This window comes from Bradyrhizobium lablabi (genome assembly GCF_018129385.1).
Lineage (GTDB): Bacteria > Pseudomonadota > Alphaproteobacteria > Rhizobiales > Xanthobacteraceae > Bradyrhizobium > Bradyrhizobium lablabi_C.
Genome location: NZ_JAFCLN010000019.1, coordinates 75,163 through 96,485, shown reverse-complemented (window position 1 = coordinate 96,485; position 21,323 = coordinate 75,163). Strand labels below are relative to the sequence as shown.

At 64.2% G+C, this 21,323-nt stretch carries 24 protein-coding genes; 3 read left to right on the top strand and 21 right to left on the bottom strand.

Going from position 1 to position 21,323, the window contains the following annotated elements:
- Window positions 1-8: 8 nt before the first annotated feature.
- From JQ628_RS27905 to JQ628_RS27890, 4 genes are all read right to left on the bottom strand, one after another.
- The gene (locus JQ628_RS27905) at window positions 9-233 is read right to left on the bottom strand and encodes a hypothetical protein (protein WP_212227738.1); all 225 of its coding nucleotides are present in this window, start codon (window positions 231-233) and stop codon (window positions 9-11) included.
- Window positions 234-271: 38 nt separating this feature from the next.
- Window positions 272-544: a hypothetical protein gene (locus JQ628_RS27900; RefSeq protein WP_212227736.1), complete on the bottom strand. Its 273-nt coding sequence runs from the start codon at window positions 542-544 to the stop codon at window positions 272-274.
- Window positions 545-565: 21 nt separating this feature from the next.
- Complete coding sequence (locus JQ628_RS27895) at window positions 566-745, bottom strand: peptide ABC transporter permease (protein ID WP_212227734.1); 180 nt, start codon at window positions 743-745, stop codon at window positions 566-568.
- A gap of 118 nt (window positions 746-863) precedes the next feature.
- Window positions 864-1,538, bottom strand: coding sequence for a TetR/AcrR family transcriptional regulator (locus JQ628_RS27890; protein WP_212227732.1), 675 nt, complete (start codon window positions 1,536-1,538; stop codon window positions 864-866).
- Between the two features lie 109 nt (window positions 1,539-1,647).
- Between JQ628_RS27890 and JQ628_RS27885 the strand changes: the two genes are divergently transcribed.
- A complete protein-coding gene (locus JQ628_RS27885; RefSeq protein WP_212227730.1) occupies window positions 1,648-2,271 on the top strand; it encodes a ferric reductase-like transmembrane domain-containing protein in 624 nt (207 codons plus the stop codon).
- A 2-nt stretch (window positions 2,272-2,273) separates the two neighbouring features.
- On the opposite strand, the gene JQ628_RS27880 is transcribed toward JQ628_RS27885, so the two are convergent.
- Both JQ628_RS27880 and JQ628_RS27875 read right to left on the bottom strand, forming a co-directional pair.
- Complete coding sequence (locus JQ628_RS27880) at window positions 2,274-2,522, bottom strand: hypothetical protein (protein ID WP_212227728.1); 249 nt, start codon at window positions 2,520-2,522, stop codon at window positions 2,274-2,276.
- Window positions 2,519-3,370 (bottom strand): SDR family oxidoreductase, encoded by an 852-nt coding sequence (locus JQ628_RS27875; protein ID WP_212227726.1) that lies wholly within the window; start codon window positions 3,368-3,370, stop codon window positions 2,519-2,521. The genes JQ628_RS27880 and JQ628_RS27875 overlap by 4 nt, the downstream gene beginning before the upstream one ends.
- 283 nt (window positions 3,371-3,653) lie before the next feature.
- Between JQ628_RS27875 and JQ628_RS27870 the strand changes: the two genes are divergently transcribed.
- A complete protein-coding gene (locus JQ628_RS27870; RefSeq protein ID WP_212227724.1) occupies window positions 3,654-4,766 on the top strand; it encodes a DUF2336 domain-containing protein in 1,113 nt (370 codons plus the stop codon).
- 462 nt (window positions 4,767-5,228) lie between these two features.
- Here JQ628_RS27870 and ilvC read toward each other — a convergent pair whose 3' ends face one another.
- The 8 genes from ilvC to miaA form a co-directional block, all read right to left on the bottom strand.
- Window positions 5,229-6,248, bottom strand: coding sequence for a ketol-acid reductoisomerase (gene ilvC / locus JQ628_RS27865; protein ID WP_212227722.1), 1,020 nt, complete (start codon window positions 6,246-6,248; stop codon window positions 5,229-5,231).
- Between the two features lie 148 nt (window positions 6,249-6,396).
- Window positions 6,397-7,005, bottom strand: coding sequence for a LysE family translocator (locus JQ628_RS27860; protein WP_212227720.1), 609 nt, complete (start codon window positions 7,003-7,005; stop codon window positions 6,397-6,399).
- Window positions 7,006-7,013: 8 nt separating this feature from the next.
- A complete protein-coding gene (locus JQ628_RS27855) occupies window positions 7,014-7,889 on the bottom strand; it encodes an EamA family transporter (RefSeq protein WP_212227718.1) in 876 nt (291 codons plus the stop codon).
- Between the two features lie 29 nt (window positions 7,890-7,918).
- Window positions 7,919-8,614 (bottom strand): class I SAM-dependent methyltransferase, encoded by a 696-nt coding sequence (locus JQ628_RS27850; RefSeq protein ID WP_212227705.1) that lies wholly within the window; start codon window positions 8,612-8,614, stop codon window positions 7,919-7,921.
- Between the two features lie 4 nt (window positions 8,615-8,618).
- Complete coding sequence (gene ilvN, locus JQ628_RS27845; protein WP_212227703.1) at window positions 8,619-9,161, bottom strand: acetolactate synthase small subunit; 543 nt, start codon at window positions 9,159-9,161, stop codon at window positions 8,619-8,621.
- A 160-nt stretch (window positions 9,162-9,321) separates the two neighbouring features.
- Complete coding sequence (locus JQ628_RS27840; RefSeq protein WP_212227688.1) at window positions 9,322-10,305, bottom strand: threonine dehydratase; 984 nt, start codon at window positions 10,303-10,305, stop codon at window positions 9,322-9,324.
- Window positions 10,306-10,459: 154 nt separating this feature from the next.
- Window positions 10,460-12,235 (bottom strand): acetolactate synthase 3 large subunit, encoded by a 1,776-nt coding sequence (locus tag JQ628_RS27835; protein ID WP_212227686.1) that lies wholly within the window; start codon window positions 12,233-12,235, stop codon window positions 10,460-10,462.
- Between the two features lie 435 nt (window positions 12,236-12,670).
- Window positions 12,671-13,621, bottom strand: coding sequence for a tRNA (adenosine(37)-N6)-dimethylallyltransferase MiaA (miaA, locus tag JQ628_RS27830; RefSeq protein ID WP_249128519.1), 951 nt, complete (start codon window positions 13,619-13,621; stop codon window positions 12,671-12,673).
- On the opposite strand from miaA, the gene serB reads away from it, so the two are divergent.
- On the top strand, window positions 13,599-14,492 hold the full coding sequence (gene serB, locus JQ628_RS27825; protein ID WP_212227684.1) for a phosphoserine phosphatase SerB: 894 nt from the start codon (window positions 13,599-13,601) through the stop codon (window positions 14,490-14,492). The genes miaA and serB overlap by 23 nt on opposite strands.
- 134 nt (window positions 14,493-14,626) lie before the next feature.
- Here the strand turns inward: serB and JQ628_RS27820 are convergent, their stop codons facing one another.
- From JQ628_RS27820 to JQ628_RS27790, 7 genes are all read right to left on the bottom strand, one after another.
- Window positions 14,627-16,132: a Do family serine endopeptidase gene (locus JQ628_RS27820; RefSeq protein ID WP_212227682.1), complete on the bottom strand. Its 1,506-nt coding sequence runs from the start codon at window positions 16,130-16,132 to the stop codon at window positions 14,627-14,629.
- 147 nt (window positions 16,133-16,279) lie between these two features.
- On the bottom strand, window positions 16,280-16,480 hold the full coding sequence (locus JQ628_RS27815) for a DUF2065 domain-containing protein (protein ID WP_212227680.1): 201 nt from the start codon (window positions 16,478-16,480) through the stop codon (window positions 16,280-16,282).
- An 83-nt stretch (window positions 16,481-16,563) separates the two neighbouring features.
- A complete protein-coding gene (gene hflC / locus JQ628_RS27810; RefSeq protein WP_212227678.1) occupies window positions 16,564-17,469 on the bottom strand; it encodes a protease modulator HflC in 906 nt (301 codons plus the stop codon).
- On the bottom strand, window positions 17,466-18,608 hold the full coding sequence (gene hflK / locus JQ628_RS27805) for an FtsH protease activity modulator HflK (RefSeq protein ID WP_212227676.1): 1,143 nt from the start codon (window positions 18,606-18,608) through the stop codon (window positions 17,466-17,468). Before hflK ends, hflC begins: the two co-directional genes overlap by 4 nt.
- A gap of 161 nt (window positions 18,609-18,769) precedes the next feature.
- Window positions 18,770-19,306 carry a dihydrofolate reductase gene (locus tag JQ628_RS27800; protein WP_349628132.1) on the bottom strand — a complete coding sequence of 179 codons (537 nt, stop codon included), beginning with the start codon at window positions 19,304-19,306 and terminating at the stop codon, window positions 18,770-18,772.
- Window positions 19,303-20,097 carry a thymidylate synthase gene (locus JQ628_RS27795; protein ID WP_212227674.1) on the bottom strand — a complete coding sequence of 265 codons (795 nt, stop codon included), beginning with the start codon at window positions 20,095-20,097 and terminating at the stop codon, window positions 19,303-19,305. The genes JQ628_RS27800 and JQ628_RS27795 overlap by 4 nt, the downstream gene beginning before the upstream one ends.
- A gap of 170 nt (window positions 20,098-20,267) precedes the next feature.
- Complete coding sequence (locus JQ628_RS27790) at window positions 20,268-21,254, bottom strand: tripartite tricarboxylate transporter substrate binding protein BugD (protein ID WP_212227672.1); 987 nt, start codon at window positions 21,252-21,254, stop codon at window positions 20,268-20,270.
- Window positions 21,255-21,323: the final 69 nt, after the last annotated feature.

The window sequence follows — 21,323 nt, the reverse complement described above, 5'->3', positions numbered from 1 at the left end:
GCCGGCGGTCAGCGCGCCGTCCCGGTCGTGCTGCCGCCCGACGGGCTTTCGGCCGGCGGCGGCGCGGTATTCTTGGCCGTGGATCCCGGCGTGCCGCTTGGGCCGGGGTTGATCTCAACATGGTTCACCCGCCCCGGCCCCCAGATGAGGACGACGAAGAGCAACGCCACGGCCGCGATGATGGCGGCGATCGCGGTGGTACGGGTCGAGTTTTCCTTCTGACGATCATCCATGTCGAATTCCCGGTTCGTTAGGTTTACGGATTGCAAGGTTAGGGATTGCAAGGCTTCAGCGTCTTGATGGCGTTCTCGGCCTCGGCGCGCGTCGGATAGATGGTGTCGCTCGCCACCGTGATGTTGGGCGTGTCGGCCTTGGGCGTCTGATCGACGACCGTGCATTGCCTGGTCAGCGAATTCAGCACCACATAGAACGCGGGGCCCTTTGCAGGTTGCGCGACGGCGGAACCTCCAAGAGAACCTCCAAGAAAACCTCCAAGAAAAACTCCAAGGATCAGGACCAGCGCCACAACGGTAACTGGCTTCATGGCAACCTCCGCTCAATGATCTCAGGCCGCCCAGCGAACCAGACTCAGGAACAGCACCAATACGATCGCGCCGACGAGGCCGCCGATGAACACCCATCGGCGCAGCGGCGTGTTGAGGATGATCTCGCCCCCGCGCGCTTTCTCGGCCGGATATGGCTCTTTCGGCGGCGGAGCAGGTTGCGGCGGACCTTCCCTGACCATGCTGCGCGTTCCCTCGTAACGCAGCCGACTGACTGCATGCCGGAGCAACGCCGGCGGCTTCGCCATCGTTCCCGCGTCAATCCGTCCGCGCGTTCCGTGGAGGGAACCAGAGCCTGCCTTAGCGCTGGGCAATTCCGGCAATAAAAAGATCGAGGACCGCCTCCGCCGTGCGTTCGGCTTCCGCATCGTTGACGCCCCAGCGCGGGAAATGGCCGTCGATATTCATGCGGGCAAAGCCGTAGACCAGCGCGCGGCCGGCGATCTGCACCTGCTTCAGGTCGGTGACGCGCAATTGTCCCTTCGCAAAGGCTTCCGCCAGCGTGCGTCCGGTCAGGTCGATCAGTTCGTTATTGTCGCGCGAGACCTGCACGGATTTGTCGTGATCGAAAAAGCGGCGGCTGGAGAGGATCTCGAAATGGGTCGGATTGCGCATCGCCCAGCGCAGATAGGCAAGGCCGAGGTGGCGGAATCGCGCAAGCGGATCGTCCGCCGGCGCCTCCGTGAGAGCGGCCTCGATTTCGGCACGAAAGCGCCGCTGCGCCTCTTCGGCCACCGCGGTCATCAGCGCTTCCCGGCTCGGAAAATGCCGGAACGGCGCCCCCGGCGAGACGCCCGCGCGGCGCGCGGCCTCGCGCACGCTTAGACCATCCGGACCGCCCTCGCCGACCAGTTGCAACGCCGCGTCGATCAGCACCCGGCGCAGATCGCCGTGGTGATAGGGCTTTTGAGTTGGCGCGCGGCGGGCCGCCGGGCGGCGCGGCTTTGCGGGCAAACGTTTGGCTGAGGGGCGCATTTCGCACCTGTCTAGCATCACCGGCTTGTGAATGTAAGCATCGATTACACAATTGACCCAAACGCTACCCTGCTATGTAACTGATGATTACATAGGCAGGGAGGACGATATGACATCGCATCGGCAAGGCTGGTTCGAGAACTGGCGGCTGTTCTGGGTACTCAGCCTGACGTTAGCAGCGCTCTGCATCTGGATCGCCGCGATGCGGCAGTTCGAGGTCGAGGGCGTGCGAATGGTGATCCGCTTCACGGCGCGCACCTCGCTGCTGTTCTTCTGCCTCGCCTTCTCCGCCGCCGCGCTGGCGCGGCTGTGGCCCAATGGGTGGACGAGATGGCAGCGCCGCAACCGCCGCTATCTCGGCGTCACCTTTGCGGCCTCGCACGGCCTGCATGCCATCGCGATCGGCTGCTTTGCGGCGATGGATCCGGTCGGTTATTCGGCGGCGACCTCGGCGGCCTCCTACATCTTCGGCGGCATCGGCTATGCCTTCATCATTGCGATGGCCGCGACCTCGTTCGACCGCACCGCGGCCGCGATCGGCCCGCGCGCCTGGCGGGCGCTGCACCTCGTCGGCGGCTATTACCTGCTGTTCCAGTTCATGGTGCCGTTCGGAAAAAGGATTCCCGACATGCCGCTCTATGCGCTGTTCCTGATCCCGCTGGTGGCGGTGTTCGCGCTGCGCATGATCAGCATGGCGCAGAAGGGTGCGCCGAGGACGGCGCAGGCGAACTAGCGTTAGTCGTCGCCGACCAGATGAAACTGCCGGCCGAGCCGCCGATGCACCGTGATGACGGCGCGGTCGACGTCGCTGATCAGGCTGTCGCCGAGGGCGACGTTCGGAATCTCCCAGTTGCGCCCGGCCCCCGCTGCTGCACCGGGCAGCGCCTGCAGATCGACCACCCGCGCGGTTTCGCAGCCTGGCTCGCTGCGAAGCGCCGCATTTGCCAGCTCGGTCAACTCCGCCCTGCTCTTGCCGATCGTCATGCCGGCGGCAGCAGGCCAACGCGTTTGGCGATGATCTTGTCCACCACGCGCTTGGGCAGCGTCTTCATCATGCTGATCCGCACCGGATCGGGCACGATGGAGTAGCGCACCTTTGGGCGCGGCAGGGTCAGGGCCGCGAAGACCGTTTCCGCGATCCGCTCCGGCGGCAGGCCGTTGGCGCCAAGCTGAAGCATGAAGGCGCGCATTCGCTCCAGCGCCGGGAAGTAGGGTGAATTCCTGTAGGGGGCGATGTCGAGCTCCTCGGCCTTGCTCCAGATCGGCGTCTTCACAGCGCCGGGCGCGACGATGATGACGTCGATGCCGAACAGCATCAGTTCGCGGCGCAGGCTCTCCGACAGCCCCTCGATGGCGTGTTTCGATGCAGCATAGGCCGCGGTCAACGGATTGCCGTTCTGGCCGGCGACCGAGGAGATCATCACGATCCGCCCCGGTGCCCCCTTGAGCGAGGTATCGGCGCCGAGCAGCGGGCCAAAGGCCTGCGTCGCGATGATCGGACCGATCACGTTGACGTCCATCTGGCGGCGGAATTCGTCCGCCGACAACCCGAGCACGGGTCCTGCCACCGCGATGCCGGCATTGTTGACGAGCCCGGCGAGCTTTTCGCCATTCAGCGCCGCGCGCACGTCGCGGGCGGCCGCCAGCACGGCCGGCTCATCGGTGACATCGAACAATAGAGGTGTGAAACTGGCGCCGAGTTCGCCTTTCAGGCGGTCGGCGTCGGCCTGCTTGCGGACGCTGCCGAACACGCGAAAGCCGCGATCAACCAGCAGTTTGGCGGTGGCCCAGCCGATGCCGGTGGACGCGCCGGTGACGACGATGGATTTCATGGTCGCTTCCCCCTCTGTTCCGGCTTTATGTCAGCATAGCAGAATGGCGGTGCAAGAGCGGATTGCCCGGAACAGGGGGCCCGGACAGGCGGCACCCGGCCTTGATACCGCGTCAAATGGCGCGCGATTTATCGCGCATTGCGCCGGCGGCACCAACACATCGTTAGCCTTAGGTTGCAGAAGGCTGCTGTCCTGTATTTCTACGGCACCCCGGCTTAACCCTGATGTAACGGTGCGGCGGCGATGGTTCCGCCAACAGGCAACAACCGACGGGCTGCCCACGATGGTGCAACAGCCAGCGCAATCGATCATCGGCGAACTGGAAGATGCGGTAAATGGCGGCTCTCCCGCCAAGCGAGTCGCGACCCTGCGGCGCGTGACCGACCTTTTCCTGCATGACGGCGAGCGTCTCAGCGAGGACCAGGTCAAGGTCTTCGACGACGTGCTGTGCCTGTTGATCGCGCGGGTCGAGACGCGCGCGCGGGCCGAGCTCAGCAGGCGGCTGGCGCCGATCGACTACGCGCCGTTCGAAATCATCGAAACGCTGGCTTCCGACGACGAGATCGAGGTCGCCGGCGAAGTCTTGACCCATTCCAGCCGGCTCGGCACCGATGCGCTGGTCAGGATCGCCAGCACCAAGGGGCAGGACCATTTGATGGCGATCTCGGCGCGCGCCGACCTGCCGGAGGCCGTGACCGACGTCATCGTCGACCGCGGCGAAGGAAAGGTGATCCGCAAGCTCGCCAACAACGCCAGCGCAAAATTCTCCGAGGCCGGCTATTCCGGCATGGTCGCCCATGCCGACAGCGACGACGAACTGGTCGAGATCCTCGGCCTGCGCATCGACCTGCCGATGAGGTTCCTGCGCGATCTGCTGCGGCGCGCCAAGGATGCCGTCCGCGACCGCCTGCTCGCCATCGCCCCGCGGACCATTCAGGCGCAAATCCGGCAGGTGCTGGACGACATTGCCCAGGAAGCGCCGATGCCGCCGCCGCGGGATTTCAGCCTCGCCGAGCAGCTCGTCAAGCTGCTGAAGGACCTGAACGAGCTCGACGACGCCGCCATCGTCAAATTCGTCGGCTCAGGGAAATTCGAGGAAGTCGCCGCCGCGCTGGCGGCCCTCAATGACGTGCCGACCGATCTGATGGCACGCGTGCTCGAGGGCCCGCGTTCGGACCTCGTCCTCATTCCCTGCAAATCGGCCGGCCTCGACTGGATGACGGTCGAGACCATCCTGCGTCACCGGCCGTTCCCGCAGCCGATCGGCGAAAAGTCGATCTGGCAGGCGAACCTCGACTACAGCCGGCTGTCGCGGGAGACCGCGCAGCGCACCATCCGCTTCTGGCAGTTGCACAACCGGATCGAGAAGCAGGACACCCGCATCAACGCGGCGTGACGCGTCTGCTGAAGAATGTGGTTGAGCTCTCAGCCTTTGGCGATCGAGACGCGCTCCATCTCATTTTCTTGGGAATCCGCGCGCGAGAATACGGATTAAGCAATGGCGCCTTGATTCTGAAATCGCGAATCTTTTTCGCTTCGAGAAACCACTCGAAACATGCTGCACCAAGAATGTGATTGAACTCTCAGTTCTTCGTTCCTGGCCGGAAACTTTGCTCGACGGCGCTTGGCGAAGAGTCTGGTTGAAGTGTCAACGGCGAGACCGCTCGCGCGATCTCGCCGGGACTATGCCGTTCAAGGCTTAAGATTTCGTGTTGCAGCATCGGGCCTCTGGTTCGAGACGCGCGGCGTTGCCGCGCTCCTCACCATGAGGGTCTGACGTCGTCACGAGACGCTGCCTGACCTCATCCTGAGGAGCACGCGCAAGCGTGCGTCTCGAAGGATGAAAGCCCCCGACCCCTCAGTTCTTCGTCTTGTCGACCAGCGCGCCCTTCTTGATCCACGGCATCATGTCGCGCAGCTTCTCGCCGACCTGCTCGATCGGATGCGCGGCGAGCTTGGCACGCGTCGCCTTGAACGAGGTCTGGTTGACCTTGTTCTCCAGCATCCAGTCGCGGGCGAACTTGCCGGACTGGATGTCGGCCAGCACCTTGCGCATCTCCTTCTTGGTCTCGTCGGTGACGATGCGCGGGCCGGTGACGTATTCGCCATATTCGGCGGTGTTGGAGATCGAGTAGTTCATGTTGGCGATGCCGCCTTCATAGATCAGGTCGACGATCAGCTTCACCTCGTGCAGGCACTCGAAATAGGCCATCTCGGGGGCGTAGCCAGCCTCGACCAGGGTCTCGTAACCGCCCTTGATCAATTCGACCAGGCCGCCGCAGAGCACCACCTGCTCGCCGAACAGGTCGGTCTCGCACTCTTCCTTGAAAGTCGTCTCGATGATGCCGGCGCGGCCGCCGCCGATCGCCGAGGCATAGGACAGGCCGAGGTCATGGGCGTTGCCGGAGACGTCCTTGGCGATCGCGATCAGGCAGGGCACGCCGCCGCCGCGCTGATATTCCGAGCGCACGGTGTGGCCCGGACCCTTCGGGGCGATCATCAGCACGTCGAGGTCGGCGCGCGGGTCGAGCAGGTTGAAGTGGACGTTGAGGCCGTGGGCGAACACCAGGGCTGCGCCCTTCTTCATGTTGTCGTGCAGGTGCTCGCGGTAGATGTCGCCCTGCAATTCGTCGGGCGTGAGCATCATCACGAGGTCGGCCCATTTGGCGGCTTCGGCGACTTCGAGCACCTTGAAGCCGGCATTCTCAGCCTTCTTGGCCGAGGCCGAGCCCTTGCGCAGCGCGATGGCCACTTCCTTGACGCCGGAGTCCTTCAGGTTCAGCGCATGGGCGTGGCCCTGGCTGCCGTAGCCGACGATGGCGACCTTCTTGCCCTTGATCAGGTTCAGGTCGGCGTCGCGATCGTAATAAACACGCATAGTCGTTTCCTCGGGTGGATGGCCAAAATCGGCCGGTTAATCAGGCTGTTAGCTGGATGGGACCCGCCGGTCGCCCGGAAATTTCCGGCGTTGTCTAGAGCATTTTTCGCGCTGTGGGAAACCCGTTTCTGCATGGCGGACTGCGGCATCATGCGTCCATGAAGACGGGATAGAGGGAGGCGAGCAGCAGCAGCGCCATCACGATGTTGAAGGCGCGCACCGCCCGGCGCGAGCTCAGGATCGGCCGCAGCGCGGTGCCGAACAGCGCCCAGGTCACGCAAGAAAAAGCGCCCAGGATCAGGCTGATCACGACCTGGATCACGATGTTGAGCGGGAAGGCGGCGATCGCCGCATAGGCCGTGATGGTGCCGATCACCATCACCCAGCCCTTGGCATTGACCCACTGGAACATCGCCGCGCCCCAGAAGGTCATGGGCCGGCCGCGGCCGCCGCCCTCCTCGTCAGGCCCGTGCGGCTCGGACATGGCGATGTTGGCGGCGAGATAGATCAGATAGGCGACCCCGGCATATTTCAGGATGGTTTGCAGGATCGGATAGGCGATGAAGACGGCACCTAGCCCAACGCCGACCGCGCCGACCATGAAGGCGAAGCCGACGGTGATACCCGCGATATGCGGGATGGAGCGGCGGAAGCCGTAAGTGAGGCCCGAAGACAGCAGCATGATGTTGTTCGGCCCCGGCGTGAAGAACATCACCGTGGCGAACATGACAAAGGCGACGAACAGCGATTGCGACATCCGAACCCTCACGCGATTTTGGGCAGCGCCTGCGGGCGCCTTGCCAGCCACATGACGGCAATGCCGCCGATCACAGTGACCATGCCGGCCAGGCGAAGCGGGCCGAAGGTTTCGCCGAAGACAATGCTCGATGCGGCGGAGCCGACGAACGGCACCAGCAGCGCGAACGGCACCACCTGCGCCGCCGGATAATCCCGCAGCAGCCGGCCCCACAGCCAATAAGCGATGCTGGTGGAGACGCCGCCGAGGAACAGCATGCAGGCAAGGCCCATCAGCGACATGTGCGTCAACGCGTGCCAGGTCGGCTGCGGCCCGTTGCTGAGAAGCGTCAGCGCAAACAGCGGGACGCCGGCGGCAAGGCATAGCCAGGCGAACAGATCGAACATCCGCACGTCCTGCGCGCGACGGAGCAGCAGATTGCCGACCGCAAAGCTGACGGGCGAGATCATCAGCACGGCAAAGGCCCCGACGCTGAAATCATAACCGACGGTGCCGCAGATCATCAGCAGCCCAACCGTGGCGATGCCGATACCGATCGTCTGCGTTCGGGTCGGCCGCTCGCTGAACAACACGGCGGCGAAGGCGATGGTGAACAGCACCTGACTCTGCACGATCACGCTGGTGAGGCCGACCGGCACCCCATGGGCAATGGCAAAGGCCTGCGCCAGGAACTGACCGAGGAACAGCGCGAAACTGATGGCCACCAGCACCGGCCACGCCACGTCGGGCCGGCGCAGGAAAAGACAGGGGATCGCGGCGATGGCAAAACGCAGCGTCGTCATCAGCTCCGGCGAAAACTCGTCGAGCGCGATGCGGCTTGCGACGAACGCAAGGCCCCAGATCACCGCGACAAGGACGGCGATGAAGACGTCGGCCGGCTTCATTTTCCTGGCCCTTTTGTGGCTCTCGTTGGTTAGCTTTGTTCGCCGGCCTTAGGTTTGCGCAGGAGGTAGGTGCCGTGCAGCGGGGCGTGGTAATCGACCGAGACGATCTGGAAGCCGACGTCTGTCAGCATGCGCTCGATCACCCAGCCGAAGGTGGAATACTCGTCGCGCATGTGGGTGACGACGCTGTCGCGGTCGAAATCGTGGTTCTTGATCGAGAAATCGGCCCAGCCCTCGACGTCTCGCTCGGTGCCGTCGGGCATCGAGACGAACACGATGTCGCGCAGGTAGAAATTCGCGCCGGGCTTGAGCGCATTGTAGATCCGCGACAGCGCCACCGCCTTCCAGAAGTCCGGCAGGTGATGCAGCGTGAACTCGCTGACGATCAGGTCATAGGAATTCGGCTCGTAGGCAAAGCTGAGCAGGCCCGCGGGCTGGGTGCGCACGACAGCCTTGCGGTCGCGGGCATAGATATCGGCGAGCGCGAGCATCGCCGGCGAGATATCTATTGCGTCGACCTCGGCGCCGATCAGCGCAGCCTCGGTAGCGAGCACGCCGTTGCCGCAGCCGATATCGGCGACGCGCCAGCCGCGCTGCACGCCGAGCATCTTCAGCGCCGCACGGGCGCGCAGGTCGCTGTCGTCGTGCCGGTCGTAGATCGAGGCGACCGCGGAATCGAGACCCAGCCGCCGTCTTTGTGTGTAGTACCAGTCGCGCGCCAGCATGTTGCTACATCCCTTCGGGCCCGCGGCCGATCGCTGCGACGCCGGTGCGCGACACCTCGACAAGGCCGAGCGGGCGCATCAGGTCGATAAATTGATTGATTTTTGCGGTGTTGCCTGTGATCTCGAACACAAAACTTTCGGTCGTGGCGTCGATGACGCGGGCTCGGAACGCGTCCGCCAGCCGCAGCGCCTCCACGCGGTGGTCGCCGGCGCCGCGCACCTTCACCATCGCGAGCTCGCGCTCGATCGAGCGGCCGGTCAGCGTCATGTCAACGACGCGGTAGACCGGGATCATGCGGTCGAGCTGGTGTTTTATTTGCTCGATGACCATCGGCGTTCCAGTCGTCACGATGGTGATGCGCGAGAGGTGTTTCTGGCTCTCGGTCTCCGAGACGGTGAGGCTGTCGATGTTGTAACCGCGGCCCGAGAACAGACCGATCACGCGGGCGAGCACGCCGGGCTCGTTCTGCACGAGGATCGAGAGCGTATGGGTCTCGTTCGGATCGTGGCGGTCCTCGAGGAAATAGGCGGATGCCGGCTGGTTCATTGTCGTCCCTGTCAATCTCTCGTTCGTCTCGTCATCCCCGCGAAAGCGGGGATCCAGTATTCCAGAGCAGTTGCGATGGAACCGATAAGCCGCGGCGTACTGGATCGTCCGGTCAAGCCGGACGATGACGTCAGTGTTTGCTGCGCGGGATGCGCCATCCTTACACCGCGATCTTCTGCATCGGAGCCGCTTCCGGCATGACCCATTTCCGGAACAGATCGAAATCGATATTGCCGCCGCTCAGGATCAGGCCGACGCGCTTGCCCGCGAGCTTGGCCTTGTCTTGCAGCGCGGCCGCGAGCGCGGCGGCGCCGGCGCCTTCGGCGAGGTTGTGCGTGTCGGTCCAGTAGACGCGCATCGCCGCGGCGATCTCGTCGTCAGTCACCTGCACGATGCGGGAAGCGCCCTTGCGGATGATGGCAAGCGCCTCCTCGTCGGGAACGCGGGTCGCAAGGCCGTCGGCGCGGGTATCGCTGCTGTTGGTCTTCACCAGCGTGCCCGAGGCAAAGGACAGCGCATAGGCCGGCGCTTCGGTCGACTGCACGCCGACGATCTCGGTCTTCCGGTCCAGGAGATCGCGCGCGAGGATGCAACCGCAGATGCCGGAGCCCTGCCCGATCGGCACATAGAGCACGTCGAGATCGGGCGCGGCGCGCAGCAGCTCGAGCGCGTAGGTGGCGACGCCGAGCACGAGGTCGCGGTGGAACGACGGCACCATGTGCAGCCCTGCCCGCTTCGCCTCGCGAACCGATTCCTCGCGCGCGGCCTGAAAGTCCTCGCCGTGCTCGACCAGCTTTGCGCCGAACGCCTGCATCGCGCGGTTCTTCTCGGTCGAATTGCCGTGCGGCACATAGATCAGCGCCGGCACGCCGTAGCGGCTCGCCGCAAAGGCAAGGCTCTGGCCGTGATTGCCGCGGGTCGCCGAGATGATGCCGGGGACATCCGGCTGCTCGCGCTTGAGCCGCTCGAGATAGACCAGGCCGCCGCGCACCTTGAAGGCGCCGATCGGCGTGTGGTTCTCATGCTTGACCACGACGGAGGCGCCGAGCCGCTGCGCCAGCAGCGGCCAGGCATGCGCCGGCGTGGGCGGCATCGCTGCCCCGACGATCGTGTGTGCGCGCTCCAACTCGGCGAGGTCGAACATCTTGCTTCCGATCAGTCTTTCCGCACGCTGCGCTCGTCATCCCCGCGAAGGCGGGGATCCAGTATTCCAGAGACGCCGCGGAGCAATCGAGAGGCCGCGGCGTACTGGATCGCCCGGTCAAGCCGGGCGATGACGGCGGAATGTGTCTCCATCATCACACCAGCGCCTTGCCGCCGGCGAAGGCGGTGGCGGTGGCCTCATCGGTGGCTTCCTCCGGCAACAGCATCTCGTTGTGCGCCTTGCCGGACGGGATCATCGGGAAACAGTTTTCCAGCGCGGCGACGCGGCAGTCGAACAGCACGGGACGCTTGACCTTGATCATCTCCTTGATCGCGCCTTCGAGGTCGGACGGCTTGGTCGCTTGCAGGCCGACGCCGCCATAGGCTTCCGCCAGCTTGACGAAATCCGGCAGCGCTTCGGAATAGGAGTGCGACAGGCGGTTGCCGTGCAGCAATTGCTGCCATTGCCGCACCATGCCCATGTACTGGTTGTTCAGGATGAAGATTTTTATCGGCAGCTCGTACTGAACCGCCGTCGACATCTCCTGCATGGTCATTTGCACCGAGGCATCGCCCGCGATGTCGATGACCAGGCTGTCGGGATGGGCGACCTGCACGCCCAGCGCCGCCGGGAGGCCATAGCCCATGGTGCCGAGGCCGCCTGAGGTCATCCAGCGGTGCGGTTCCTCGAAGCCGAAGAACTGCGCAGCCCACATCTGGTGTTGGCCGACTTCGGTCGTGATGTAGGTGTCATGCCCGCGCGTGGCGTCGAACAGGGTCTGGATCGCCTGCTGCGGCAGGATGACGTCCCTGCTCTTCTTGTAGGAGAGCGAGTTGCGGGCGCGCCAGATCGCGATCTGCTGCCACCACGACTTGATGTCCGGCTTCTTCGCCTCCGCCTTGAACACCTGAAGCATGTCGCCCAGGATATTGCCGGCATCGCCGATGATCGGCACGTCGACGCGGATGTTCTTGTTGATCGACGACGGATCGATGTCGATGTGGATCTTCTTCGAGGCGGGCGAGAACGCATCGACGCGGCCGGTGATACGGTCGTCGAAGCGCGCGCCGACGCACAGCATGACGTCGCAATCATGCATCGCCATGTTGGCTTCATACGTGCCGTGCATGCCGAGCATGCCGAGCCAGTTCTTGCCCGAGGCCGGATAGGCGCCGAGGCCCATCAGCGTCGAGGTGATCGGAAAGCCGGTCGCCTCGACCAGATCACGCAGCAGCTTCGAGGCTCCGCGTCCCGAATTGATGACGCCGCCGCCGCTGTAGATCACCGGCCGCTTGGCGTTCGCCAGCAGCGACACGGCTTTGCGGATCTGCGCGGCATCGCCCTTGACGCGCGGCGTGTAGGAGACGTGCACGTCCGACTTGCGCGGCGGATGATAGGTGCCGGTGGCGAACTGCACGTCCTTGGGCACGTCGACCAGCACGGGGCCGGGACGGCCTGATGTCGCGACGTAAAACGCCTCGTGCAGCACCATGGCGAGATCGTTGACGTCGCGCACCAGCCAGTTGTGCTTGGTGCAGGGCCGTGTGATGCCGACGGTGTCGCATTCCTGGAACGCGTCGTTGCCGATCAGATGAGTGGGGACTTGTCCGGTGATGCAGACCAAGGGGATCGAATCCATCAGCGCATCGGTCAGCGGCGTCACCATGTTGGTGGCGCCGGGGCCTGACGTCACCAGCACCACGCCGGGCTTGCCGGTGGAGCGCGCATAGCCTTCGGCAGCATGGCCGGCGCCCTGCTCGTGGCGGACCAGGATGTGCTCGACCTCGCTCTGCTGAAAGATCTCGTCATAGATCGGAAGGACCGCGCCGCCGGGATAGCCAAAGAGGTGCTGCACGCCGTGATCGATCAGCGCGCGGACGATCATCGCGGCTCCCGTCATCTGGTTCGGATCGTGGCTCTTGTCACTCATGGCTTGCTCCGGATGCGCTGTTTGCGCGGACTTTTCGGTTGTTTACTTCGGGAAATAAAAAAGGGCCCCAGAGGCCCCATGCGCACCGCCAGAATTTGGATGGCCCTAGCCATCCCCGGCGGTGCACCTGGGTACGACGATAAGGGCGAGTTTGGTAATAATGTTACGCATTTGGCCGCTCGGACTTCCCAAAGGTTGCGCGGGTTATAGCCGTATGCCTTTGAAAGTCAAGGCAAGGCGGTTTGCTGGCGCGATTTGGGCAGATTAGCGGGCTTTCCGGCATTCGGCGAGTGCGAAATTGCTGCAACGGCACAAAAAGGCGTCATGGCAGCTCTGTGTTCCTCATGGTGAGGAGCCTGCGAAGCAGGCGTCTCGAACCATGAAGGCCCCCATCTCGCCCGCGGCCCATCCTTCGAGACGCCGCTGCGCGGCTCCTCAGGATGAGGTCTGGGCCATCACCCACCCCCTCGCCTCCTCCGGCTTCACCCATTCAAACTCCGGCAATTGGTGCCTGAACCAGGTGAACTGTCGTTTGGCGTAATGGCGGGTGTCGGCGCGGCCGATTTCGGCCGCTTCGGCCAAACCGATCTCGCCGCGCAAATAGCGGATCAGGGCCGGCACGCCGTGGGCCTTCATGGCCGGCAGCAGCGGGTCAAGCTGCCGTTTGGCCAGCGCGGCGACCTCCTCGATGGCGCCTGATGTCAGCATCACGCCGAAGCGGGCGTCGATCCGCGCATAGAGTTGTTCGCGTTCGGGCGCGAGGAACAGCGCGGAGAATTCCCCTGATGGCAGCAGCGGCGGCAGGCCTTCGCGGTGCCAGTCCGGCAGCGCGCGGCCGGTGGCCTCGATGACTTCCAGGGCGCGCGCGATGCGCGTGCGGTCGCGTGGCTTCAGGCGTTCGGCGGAGACCGGATCGCGTTGCGCGAGCTCGGCATGCAGCGCCTCCACACCGCCGTGCTCCAACCGGTTGCGCACGCTTTCGCGTATCTCGGCGGGGATCGGCGGCACCGCCGACAGTCCGCGCGTCAGCGCCTTGAAATAGAGACCGGAGCCGCCGATAAAAATCGGCAACCGTTTTTGCGCGCGCGCTTCAGCGAGCACCTTTGTCGCATCGGCCACCCAGGCGCCGGCGGAAAAGTTCACGGACGCATCGACATGGCCGTAGAGCCGGTGCGGCGCCAGCGCCTCCTCATCCGGCGTCGGCCGTGCGGTGATGATGCGCAGGTCGCGATAGACCTGCATGGAATCGGTATTGATGACGATTCCGCCGGCTTTTTGCGCCAGTTCGAGCGCCAGCGCCGACTTGCCGCTGGCGGTCGGCCCTGCGATAAGCACGGCCTTCAAACCGGATGATCCCGCCTGCATGTCCCTCGTCGCCACGCTCATCTGCAATCCCGCCAACCCTGCCCTCGATAGCACCATCGTGGACGGCGCGCTCGCCGTGCTGCCCTCGCCAGGCAATGCCAAATGGCTGTTCAACGAGGTCGCGGTCGATATCCCCTTCACCGGCAGCGAGGATATCAAGGCCGTGGAAGCCCGCCTGCGCGCGGCGCGCGGCGACCTGCCGATCGACATCGTGGTACAGCCCGCCGCCTTCCGGCGCAAAAAGCTTTTTCTCGCCGACATGGATTCCACCATGATCGGCCAGGAATGCATCGACGAGCTGGCCGACTTTGCCGGGCTGAAGGCGCATGTCGCCGCCATCACCGAACGGGCGATGCGCGGCGAGATCGAGTTCGAGCCGGCGCTGCGCGAGCGCGTGGCGCTGCTCAAGGACATGCCCGTGAGCGTTGTCGACGAAGTCCTGCAAAAACGCATCACGCCGACGCCGGGCGGCCGCGAGCTGGTCATGACCATGCGCGCCCATGGCGCCTATACCTGCCTGATCTCGGGCGGCTTCACGCTGTTCACCAATGCGGTCGCCGAAAAGATCGGATTTCAGGAAAACCGCGCCAATGAGCTTCTCGTGAGCAATGGCAAACTGACAGGCGAAGTTCGCGAACCGATCCTCGGCCGCGCGATGAAGCTCTCGACCCTGATCGAGCTGACCGAGAGTTTTGACCTCGACGACATCGACACGCTGGTGACCGGCGACGGCGCCAACGATCTCGGCATGATCCAGGCCGCCGGGCTGGGCGTGGCGTATCATGCCAAGCCTGCGGTGGCGGCGGCTGCGGCGGCACGGATTGACTACGGCGATCTCACTGCGCTGCTGTATGTGCAGGGGTATCGGCGGGATGAATTTGTAAGCGCATAGCCCTCGCTCGTCATCACCCGCGAAAGCGGGTGATCCAGTATTCCAGAGAATGCAGTGATGATTCGATAGGCCGCAGCATACTGGATGCCCCGCCTTCGCGGGGCATGACGACCGTAAGCTTGGGGCGTAGCGCTCTACTGCACGCCGAGCGCCACGAAGCGCAGTTCGCCTTCGCCGTTGGCGACCAGCAGCAGCACGGATTTCTTGCCGTCCTTCTTCAACTGCTCGACGCGCTTCTTGATATCGCCGGCATTGGCGACGGCTTCCTGGGCGACCTCGACGATGACGTCGCCGGCGGAGAGGCGCTTCTCGGCGGCGTCGGAGCCGTTGTCGACGCCGGTGATGATGACGCCCTTCACGCTTTCCTTGATCTTGTACTTGGTGCGCAGGTCCTTGCTGAGGACAGCCAGATCAAGGCCGAGCGCCTTTTGCGTTACCGGCTTCTCGGCAGGGTCTTCCTTTGGCTTGAGCGCGGCTTCCTTCACCTTGTCGGTTTCCTCGAGCCGGCCGAGCTTGACCTTCTTGGTCTCCTCGTTGCCCTTGCGGATCACGACGACGTCGACGTCCTTGCCGACCGTAGTGTCGGCAACGACGCGGGAAAGATCCTTCGGATCCTTGATGTCCCTGCCGTCGAACTTCACGACGACATCGCCCGGCTCGATGCCGGCCGGTTTTGCCGGTCCCTTGTCGTCGACGCCGGCGACCAGCGCGCCGCGCGCCGGCTTGATGTTCAGGCTCTCGGCGATCTCGTCGGTAACCTGCTGGATGCGCACCCCGAGCCAGCCGCGGCGCAATTCGCCGAACTGCCGGAGCTGATCGACCACGCCGACCACCGTCTTCGACGGCACGGCGAAGCCGAGGCCGATCGAGCCGCCGGTCGGCGAGATGATCAGCGTGTTGACGCCAACCACTTCGCCTTCGAGATTGAACAGCGGGCCGCCGGAATTGCCGCGGTTGATCGAGGCGTCGGTCTGGATGTAGCTGTCATACGGGCCCTGGCTGATGTCGCGGTTCTTGGCCGAGACGATGCCGGCCGTCACCGAGCCGCCGAGGCTGAACGGGTTGCCGATCGCAATCACCCATTCGCCGAGCCGCAGCTTGTCGGAATCGCCGAACTTCACCGCGGTGAGCGGCTTGACCGGCTTGAACTTCAGCACCGCCAGATCGGTCTTCTTGTCGACGCCGACCAGTTCCGCCTTGATCTTGGTGCCGTCGTTCATGATGACGTTGATCTCGTCGGCATCCGCGATGACGTGATTGTTGGTCACGACGACGCCCGACGTGTCGACGATGAAGCCGGAACCGAGCGAGTTGGTCTTGCGCGGCTGGAACTCGCGGTTCGATTCCTTGCCGCCGCCGCCACCCCTGCGGTTCTTGAAGAAATCGTCGAAAAATTCCTCGAAGGGCGAACCCGGCGGAACCTGCGGCGTGACGCCGCGATCGCCGCCGCCCTTGGCTTCGACGGTCTGCGAGGTCGAGATGTTGACGACGGCGTCGATCACCTTTTCGGCGATGTCGGCAATGCCGTCCGGGCCGCGGGCGAACGCCGGCGCGGTGGCAAGCGCGCTTGCCACGCCGATCGTCATCGCGGCCCCGAACAGGCGCAGGCGACGGCTAAGGGCTGGTCTGGCACCGGTCATGTCAGCTTCTCTCCAGAGGCAAATCGGACAACGGAATATGGCACCACACTGCGCCCGAATTGGGCCTTGGTGCAAGCATGGGAGCGGGACATTTCGGCGAAAAACCGGCCGCCCGAGCCTCACGATTGCGTTGATCAGGCAGTAGGGCTAGCGCCGCACCAGCCAGATCAGCAACAAACCGGCCACGGCCGAACCGATGCCGACCGCACGCAAAATATTATCCGGCGTCATCGCCGCGCTCTTCATCGCGCGCCGCATCCACGACGGGCTCGCCGCAAACAACAGGCCTTCCAGCACGAACAGGATTCCAACACCGATGAGGAAGTCGGTGAACGCAAGTGACCTCATCGGACGGAAACCTCCCCGCGGAAACCTTGTTCTTGTTTTTAAGGCCGCGAAGCGCAATCCGCTTCGCGGCCTGAAGTCTTTGCTTACTGCTTAGGCGCGGCCGGCGTCGCCGCGCCATTCTTGCCCGACGCGCTGCCGAAGAAACGGAAGAAATCGGAGTCAGGGCGCAGCAGGAAGCGCGTGTCGTTGGCGCGCAACCCGGTCTCGTAGGCCGACATCGAGCGGTAGAAGGCGAAGAAGTCGGGATCCTTGCCATAGGCCTCGGCAAACAGGCGGTTGCGTTCGGCATCGCCCGCGCCGCGGATCTGCTCGGCGGTGGAGTTGGCGTCGGCGACGATGACCGTCGCCTCGCGGTCGGCCTTCGCCCTCGTCTCCTGCGCCTTCTGGTTACCCTGGGCGCGGAACTCGGCAGCCTGGCGCTGACGCTCCGTCTGCATCCGCTGATACACCGCCTGGCTGTTGGCTTCAGGGAGGTCGGCGCGGCGAATCCGCACGTCGACCACCTGGATGCCGTAACCCTCGGCCTCCTTATCAAGTTGGTCGCGAATCTTGATCATCAGCGCCTCGCGGTCGTCACGGACGATCTGGGTCAAGGTGGCTTCGCCCAACACGCGGCGCAGGGCGGCGTTGAGCAACGTGGTGAGCTGGAGGTTCGCCGCCTGGATCGAGCCGACGCTCTGATAGAACCGCAGCGCGTTCTTGATCCGGTAGCGTGCAAACGCGTCGACCACCAGCCGCCGGCTATCGGCGGCGATGACTTCCTGCGACGGATTTTCGAGGTCGAGGATGCGCTTGTCGATCGAGATGACGGAGTCAATGAACGGCGCCTTGAAATTCAGGCCCGGTTCAGTGACGACGCGGATCGGCTCGCCCAACCGCACCAGCAACACCTGTTCGGTCTGCGCGACCGTAAACACGGAACTGTAGCCGACGATAATGACGACGAACAACAGCAGCAGCGAAACGACGCCTGTAACGGGAGACCTCATCGGTTGCCTCCCTGCTGCGGCTGGGTTGCCGGCGCTTGCGGCGTTCGGCGCGGCGTGAGTTCGTTTAACGGGAGAAACGGCACGACGCCCTGTCCTGACGGACCACCGTCGTAAACCAGTTTTTCAGAGGAGCCGAGGATGCGCTCCATCGTCTCGAGATAGATGCGCTGGCGGGTCACGTCGGGCGCCTTCTTGTATTCTTCATAGACCTTGTCGAAACGTGCGCTCTGGCCCTTGGCTTCGGCGACCGCCTGCTCCTTGTAGCCTTCCGCCACCTGGAGGATCTGCGCGGCGCGGCCGCGTGCTTCCGGCACGACACGGTTGGCATAGCCCTGGGCTTCGTTCTGCGCGCGCTGTGCGTCGGCCTGGGCCGCCTGCACGTCGCGGAACGCGTCGATGACCTGTTGCGGCGGGTCGACCTTCTGCATTTGCACCTGCGCGATCTGCACGCCCGAACCGTAGGAATCGAGCGTCTTCTGCATCAGCTCCTGCACGGTGTTTTCAACCTGGGTGCGGGCGCCGGTCAGGATCGGCTGAATCTCGGAGCGGCCGATCACTTCGCGCATCGCGCTTTCGGCGACCGCCTTCACGGTGCCTTCGGGGTTCTGGATGTTGAAGAGGTAGTTGCCGACGCCGTCGGCCTTGATCCGCCACAGCACCGTGAAATCGACGTCGACGATGTTCTCATCGCCCGTCAGCATCAGGCTCTCTTCCGGCACATCGCGCATGGTGCGGCCGCGCCGCGCCGGATCCTCGAGCAGCGTCATGCCGATCGAAATGGTGGAGACGCGCAGCGCCTTCGGCAGCAGCACGGTCTCGATCGGATACGGCAGGTGATAATTGAGGCCGGGCTGCACCGTGCGCACATGCTTGCCGAAGCGCAGCACGACCCCGAGCTCTTCGGACTGCACGCGGAAGAAGCCGGACAGGCCCCAGATCGCGAGCGCAGCGACCAGGATCAGCGCGATGCCCATGCCGCTGAAATGTCCGCCGGGCAGGATTTGCTGGAGCTTGTCCTGGCCGCGACGCAGCAGGTCTTCAAGATCGGGCGGCCGTGGCCCAACCGGTTGCGGTCCCTGGCCCCATGGTCCTTTCGGACCCTGGCCCCATGGGCCCCCGCCTTGATTCTTCCACGGCATTCGAATGTCTCCTAAAAGCCAAGGACCGGACGGTGCGCCCTGCCTTGCAATTCTGCCCGGCTTTATAGGGGACTGCCCGGGCCCTTACAACGCAGCCTTGGTGTCCGAACGAGCTATGCGCGGCGCCACAATTGTCAATGCAAACATTGTTAATGCGGCGATTAGCCCGGTTTGCGCCGGCGATAGGTCACATAGGAGAACTCGGCGCTGTCGTCGGGCCCCGCCGGATTGCGCACCCGCGCGACCTCCTCCCAATCCGCCGGACTTATCGCGGCGAGCCGCGTGTCGCCGTCGGGCTTGGCATGCACCTCGGTCACCTCGAGCCGGTCGGCATCTTCCATCCATTGCGCATAGATTTCCGCGCCGCCGATCACGGCGATCTCAGTGGCGAAACGCCGCAGCGCATCGCCCGTCGCGATCGCGCGGGCGTCCGCAAGCGAATGCGTGACAATGGCGCCGGCCGCGCGGTAGGCGGTATCGCGCGTGACCACGATGTTGGTGCGCCTAGGGAGCGCCCTGGGCAGGGATTCGAAGGTCTTGCGCCCCATCACCACCGGCTTGTTGAGCGTCAATGCCTTGAAGCGCTGCATGTCGGATTTCAGCCGCCACGGCATCGCAGCGTTCGCGCCGATCACGCCGTTCTCGGCGATGGCGACGACGAAGACGATGTGCGGGCGGGCAACAGCCGTCGCGGTCACACCGCGACCTCGGCCTTGATGTGCGGATGCGGATCGTAGCCTTCGAGCACGAAGTCTTCGTAGCGGAAGGCGAAGATGTCCTTCACGTCGGGATTGATCTTCATGACCGGCAATTGCCTGGTCGGACGCGTCAGTTGCAGGCGCGCCTGCTCGAGATGGTTCGAATAGAGATGCGTATCGCCGAGCGAATGCACGAAGTCGCCCGCCTTCAATCCCGTCACCTGCGCGACCATCATGGTGAGCAGCGCATAGGAGGCGATGTTGAAGGGCACGCCGAGGAAAACATCGCCCGAGCGCTGATAGAGCTGGCACGACAATTTGCCGTTCGCGACATAGAACTGGAACAGGCAGTGACAGGGCGGCAGCGCCATCTTGTCGACCTCGGCCGGATTCCAGGCGCTGACGATCAGCCGGCGCGAATCCGGATTGCGTCTGATCATGTCGATCACGTTGGAAATCTGGTCGATGGTGCGTCCGTCCGGCGCCGGCCACGAGCGCCACTGCGATCCATAGACCGGGCCGAGATCGCCGTTGGCGTCGGCCCATTCATCCCAGATCGAGACGCCGTTGTCCTTCAGGTATTTGATGTTGGTGTCGCCCTTGAGGAACCAGAGCAGCTCGTGCACGATCGACTTCAGCGGCAGGCGCTTGGTGGTCAGCATCGGAAAGCCGGCCTGCAGGTTGAAGCGCATCTGATGACCGAAGATCGACAGCGTGCCGGTGCCGGTGCGGTCGTGCTTCTCCGCGCCGTCGGCGAGGATACGTTCGAGCAGGTCGTGATACTGGTTCATGGCGTCCGGTCAGGCCCTTCCGAGGGAGGGCAAATGTAGCGGCCGGGCCGGATCGCTTGTACCGACTCAGGCTCGTCGAGCGGAATTATACAAAGAAAATGTTGCTTGTTTACACAAATGCCAAGGGGCGGAACCGCAGTCCCGCCCCCTGAAACGTCAGTGTAAGTAGTTCAATTCGCCGGCTTGAGCACCGGCGTCCACTTCGCGACCTCGCTCTTCACCAGCGTCCCCAGCGCCTCCGGGGTGCGGTCGGCGGGTGCCGGGATCACGCTGCCTAGCTCGAGCAGGCGCTTCTTGACGTTCTCGTCGTTGAGCGCCTTGGCGGCGGCAGCGTTCACCTTCTCGATGATCTCCTTCGGCGTGCCCTTCGGTGCAAAGATCGCGTTCCAGGCCTGGGCCTGGAATTCCGGCAGTCCGGCTTCCTTGGTGGTTGGAACGTCCGGCAGCGACGGATTGCGCTCGGGGGTAGCGACCGCATAGGCCTTGATCGTGCCTCCGTTGATCTGCGGCACGGCGTTGACGATCTGGTCGCACATATAGTCGACTTGACCTGCGACCAGCGCGTTCATCGCCGGGCCCGTGCCGTTGAAGGGAACGCTGACCGGCTTGATCTTGAGGATCGATTCAAGAAGCTGGCACGACACGTGCGAGACCGAGCCGACGCCGGCATGCGCGGCATTCACCTTGCTCTCATTGGCCTTCACGTAAGCGATGAATTCCTTGAGGTCCTTGGCCGGAAAATCCTTGCGCGCCAGGATCAGGATCGGCGTGCCCGCCAGCAGAGCGACCGGCTCGAAGCTCTTTTCCGGGTGATAGGCGAGGTTCGGGTAGAGCGGCACCGATGCGGCGTGCGTGCCCATATGCCCGGTGATCAACGTATAGCCGTCAGGGGTGGCACGCGCCGCGCGGGCGCTGGCGGTGGTGCCGCCGGCGCCGACCACGTTTTCAATGATGATGGTCTGGCCGAGCGTCTGCGCCATATGGCCGGTGACAATGCGCGCGATGACGTCAGTCGGACCGCCGGCCGCGAACGGCACGATCATGGTGATGTTGCGCGTTGGATAGGCTTGTTGGGCATGGCCCTGCCCGCTCCATGCGCCCAGCGCGGCGATGACTGCAAAACAACCGCCCGCGAGCGAGCGACCAGACCAATTCATTCGATATCTCCAGTTAAAGTGCCGGCCCCGCCGGGCCGGCCTTCTGTTTCTATAGCGCCGCGCCCGAAG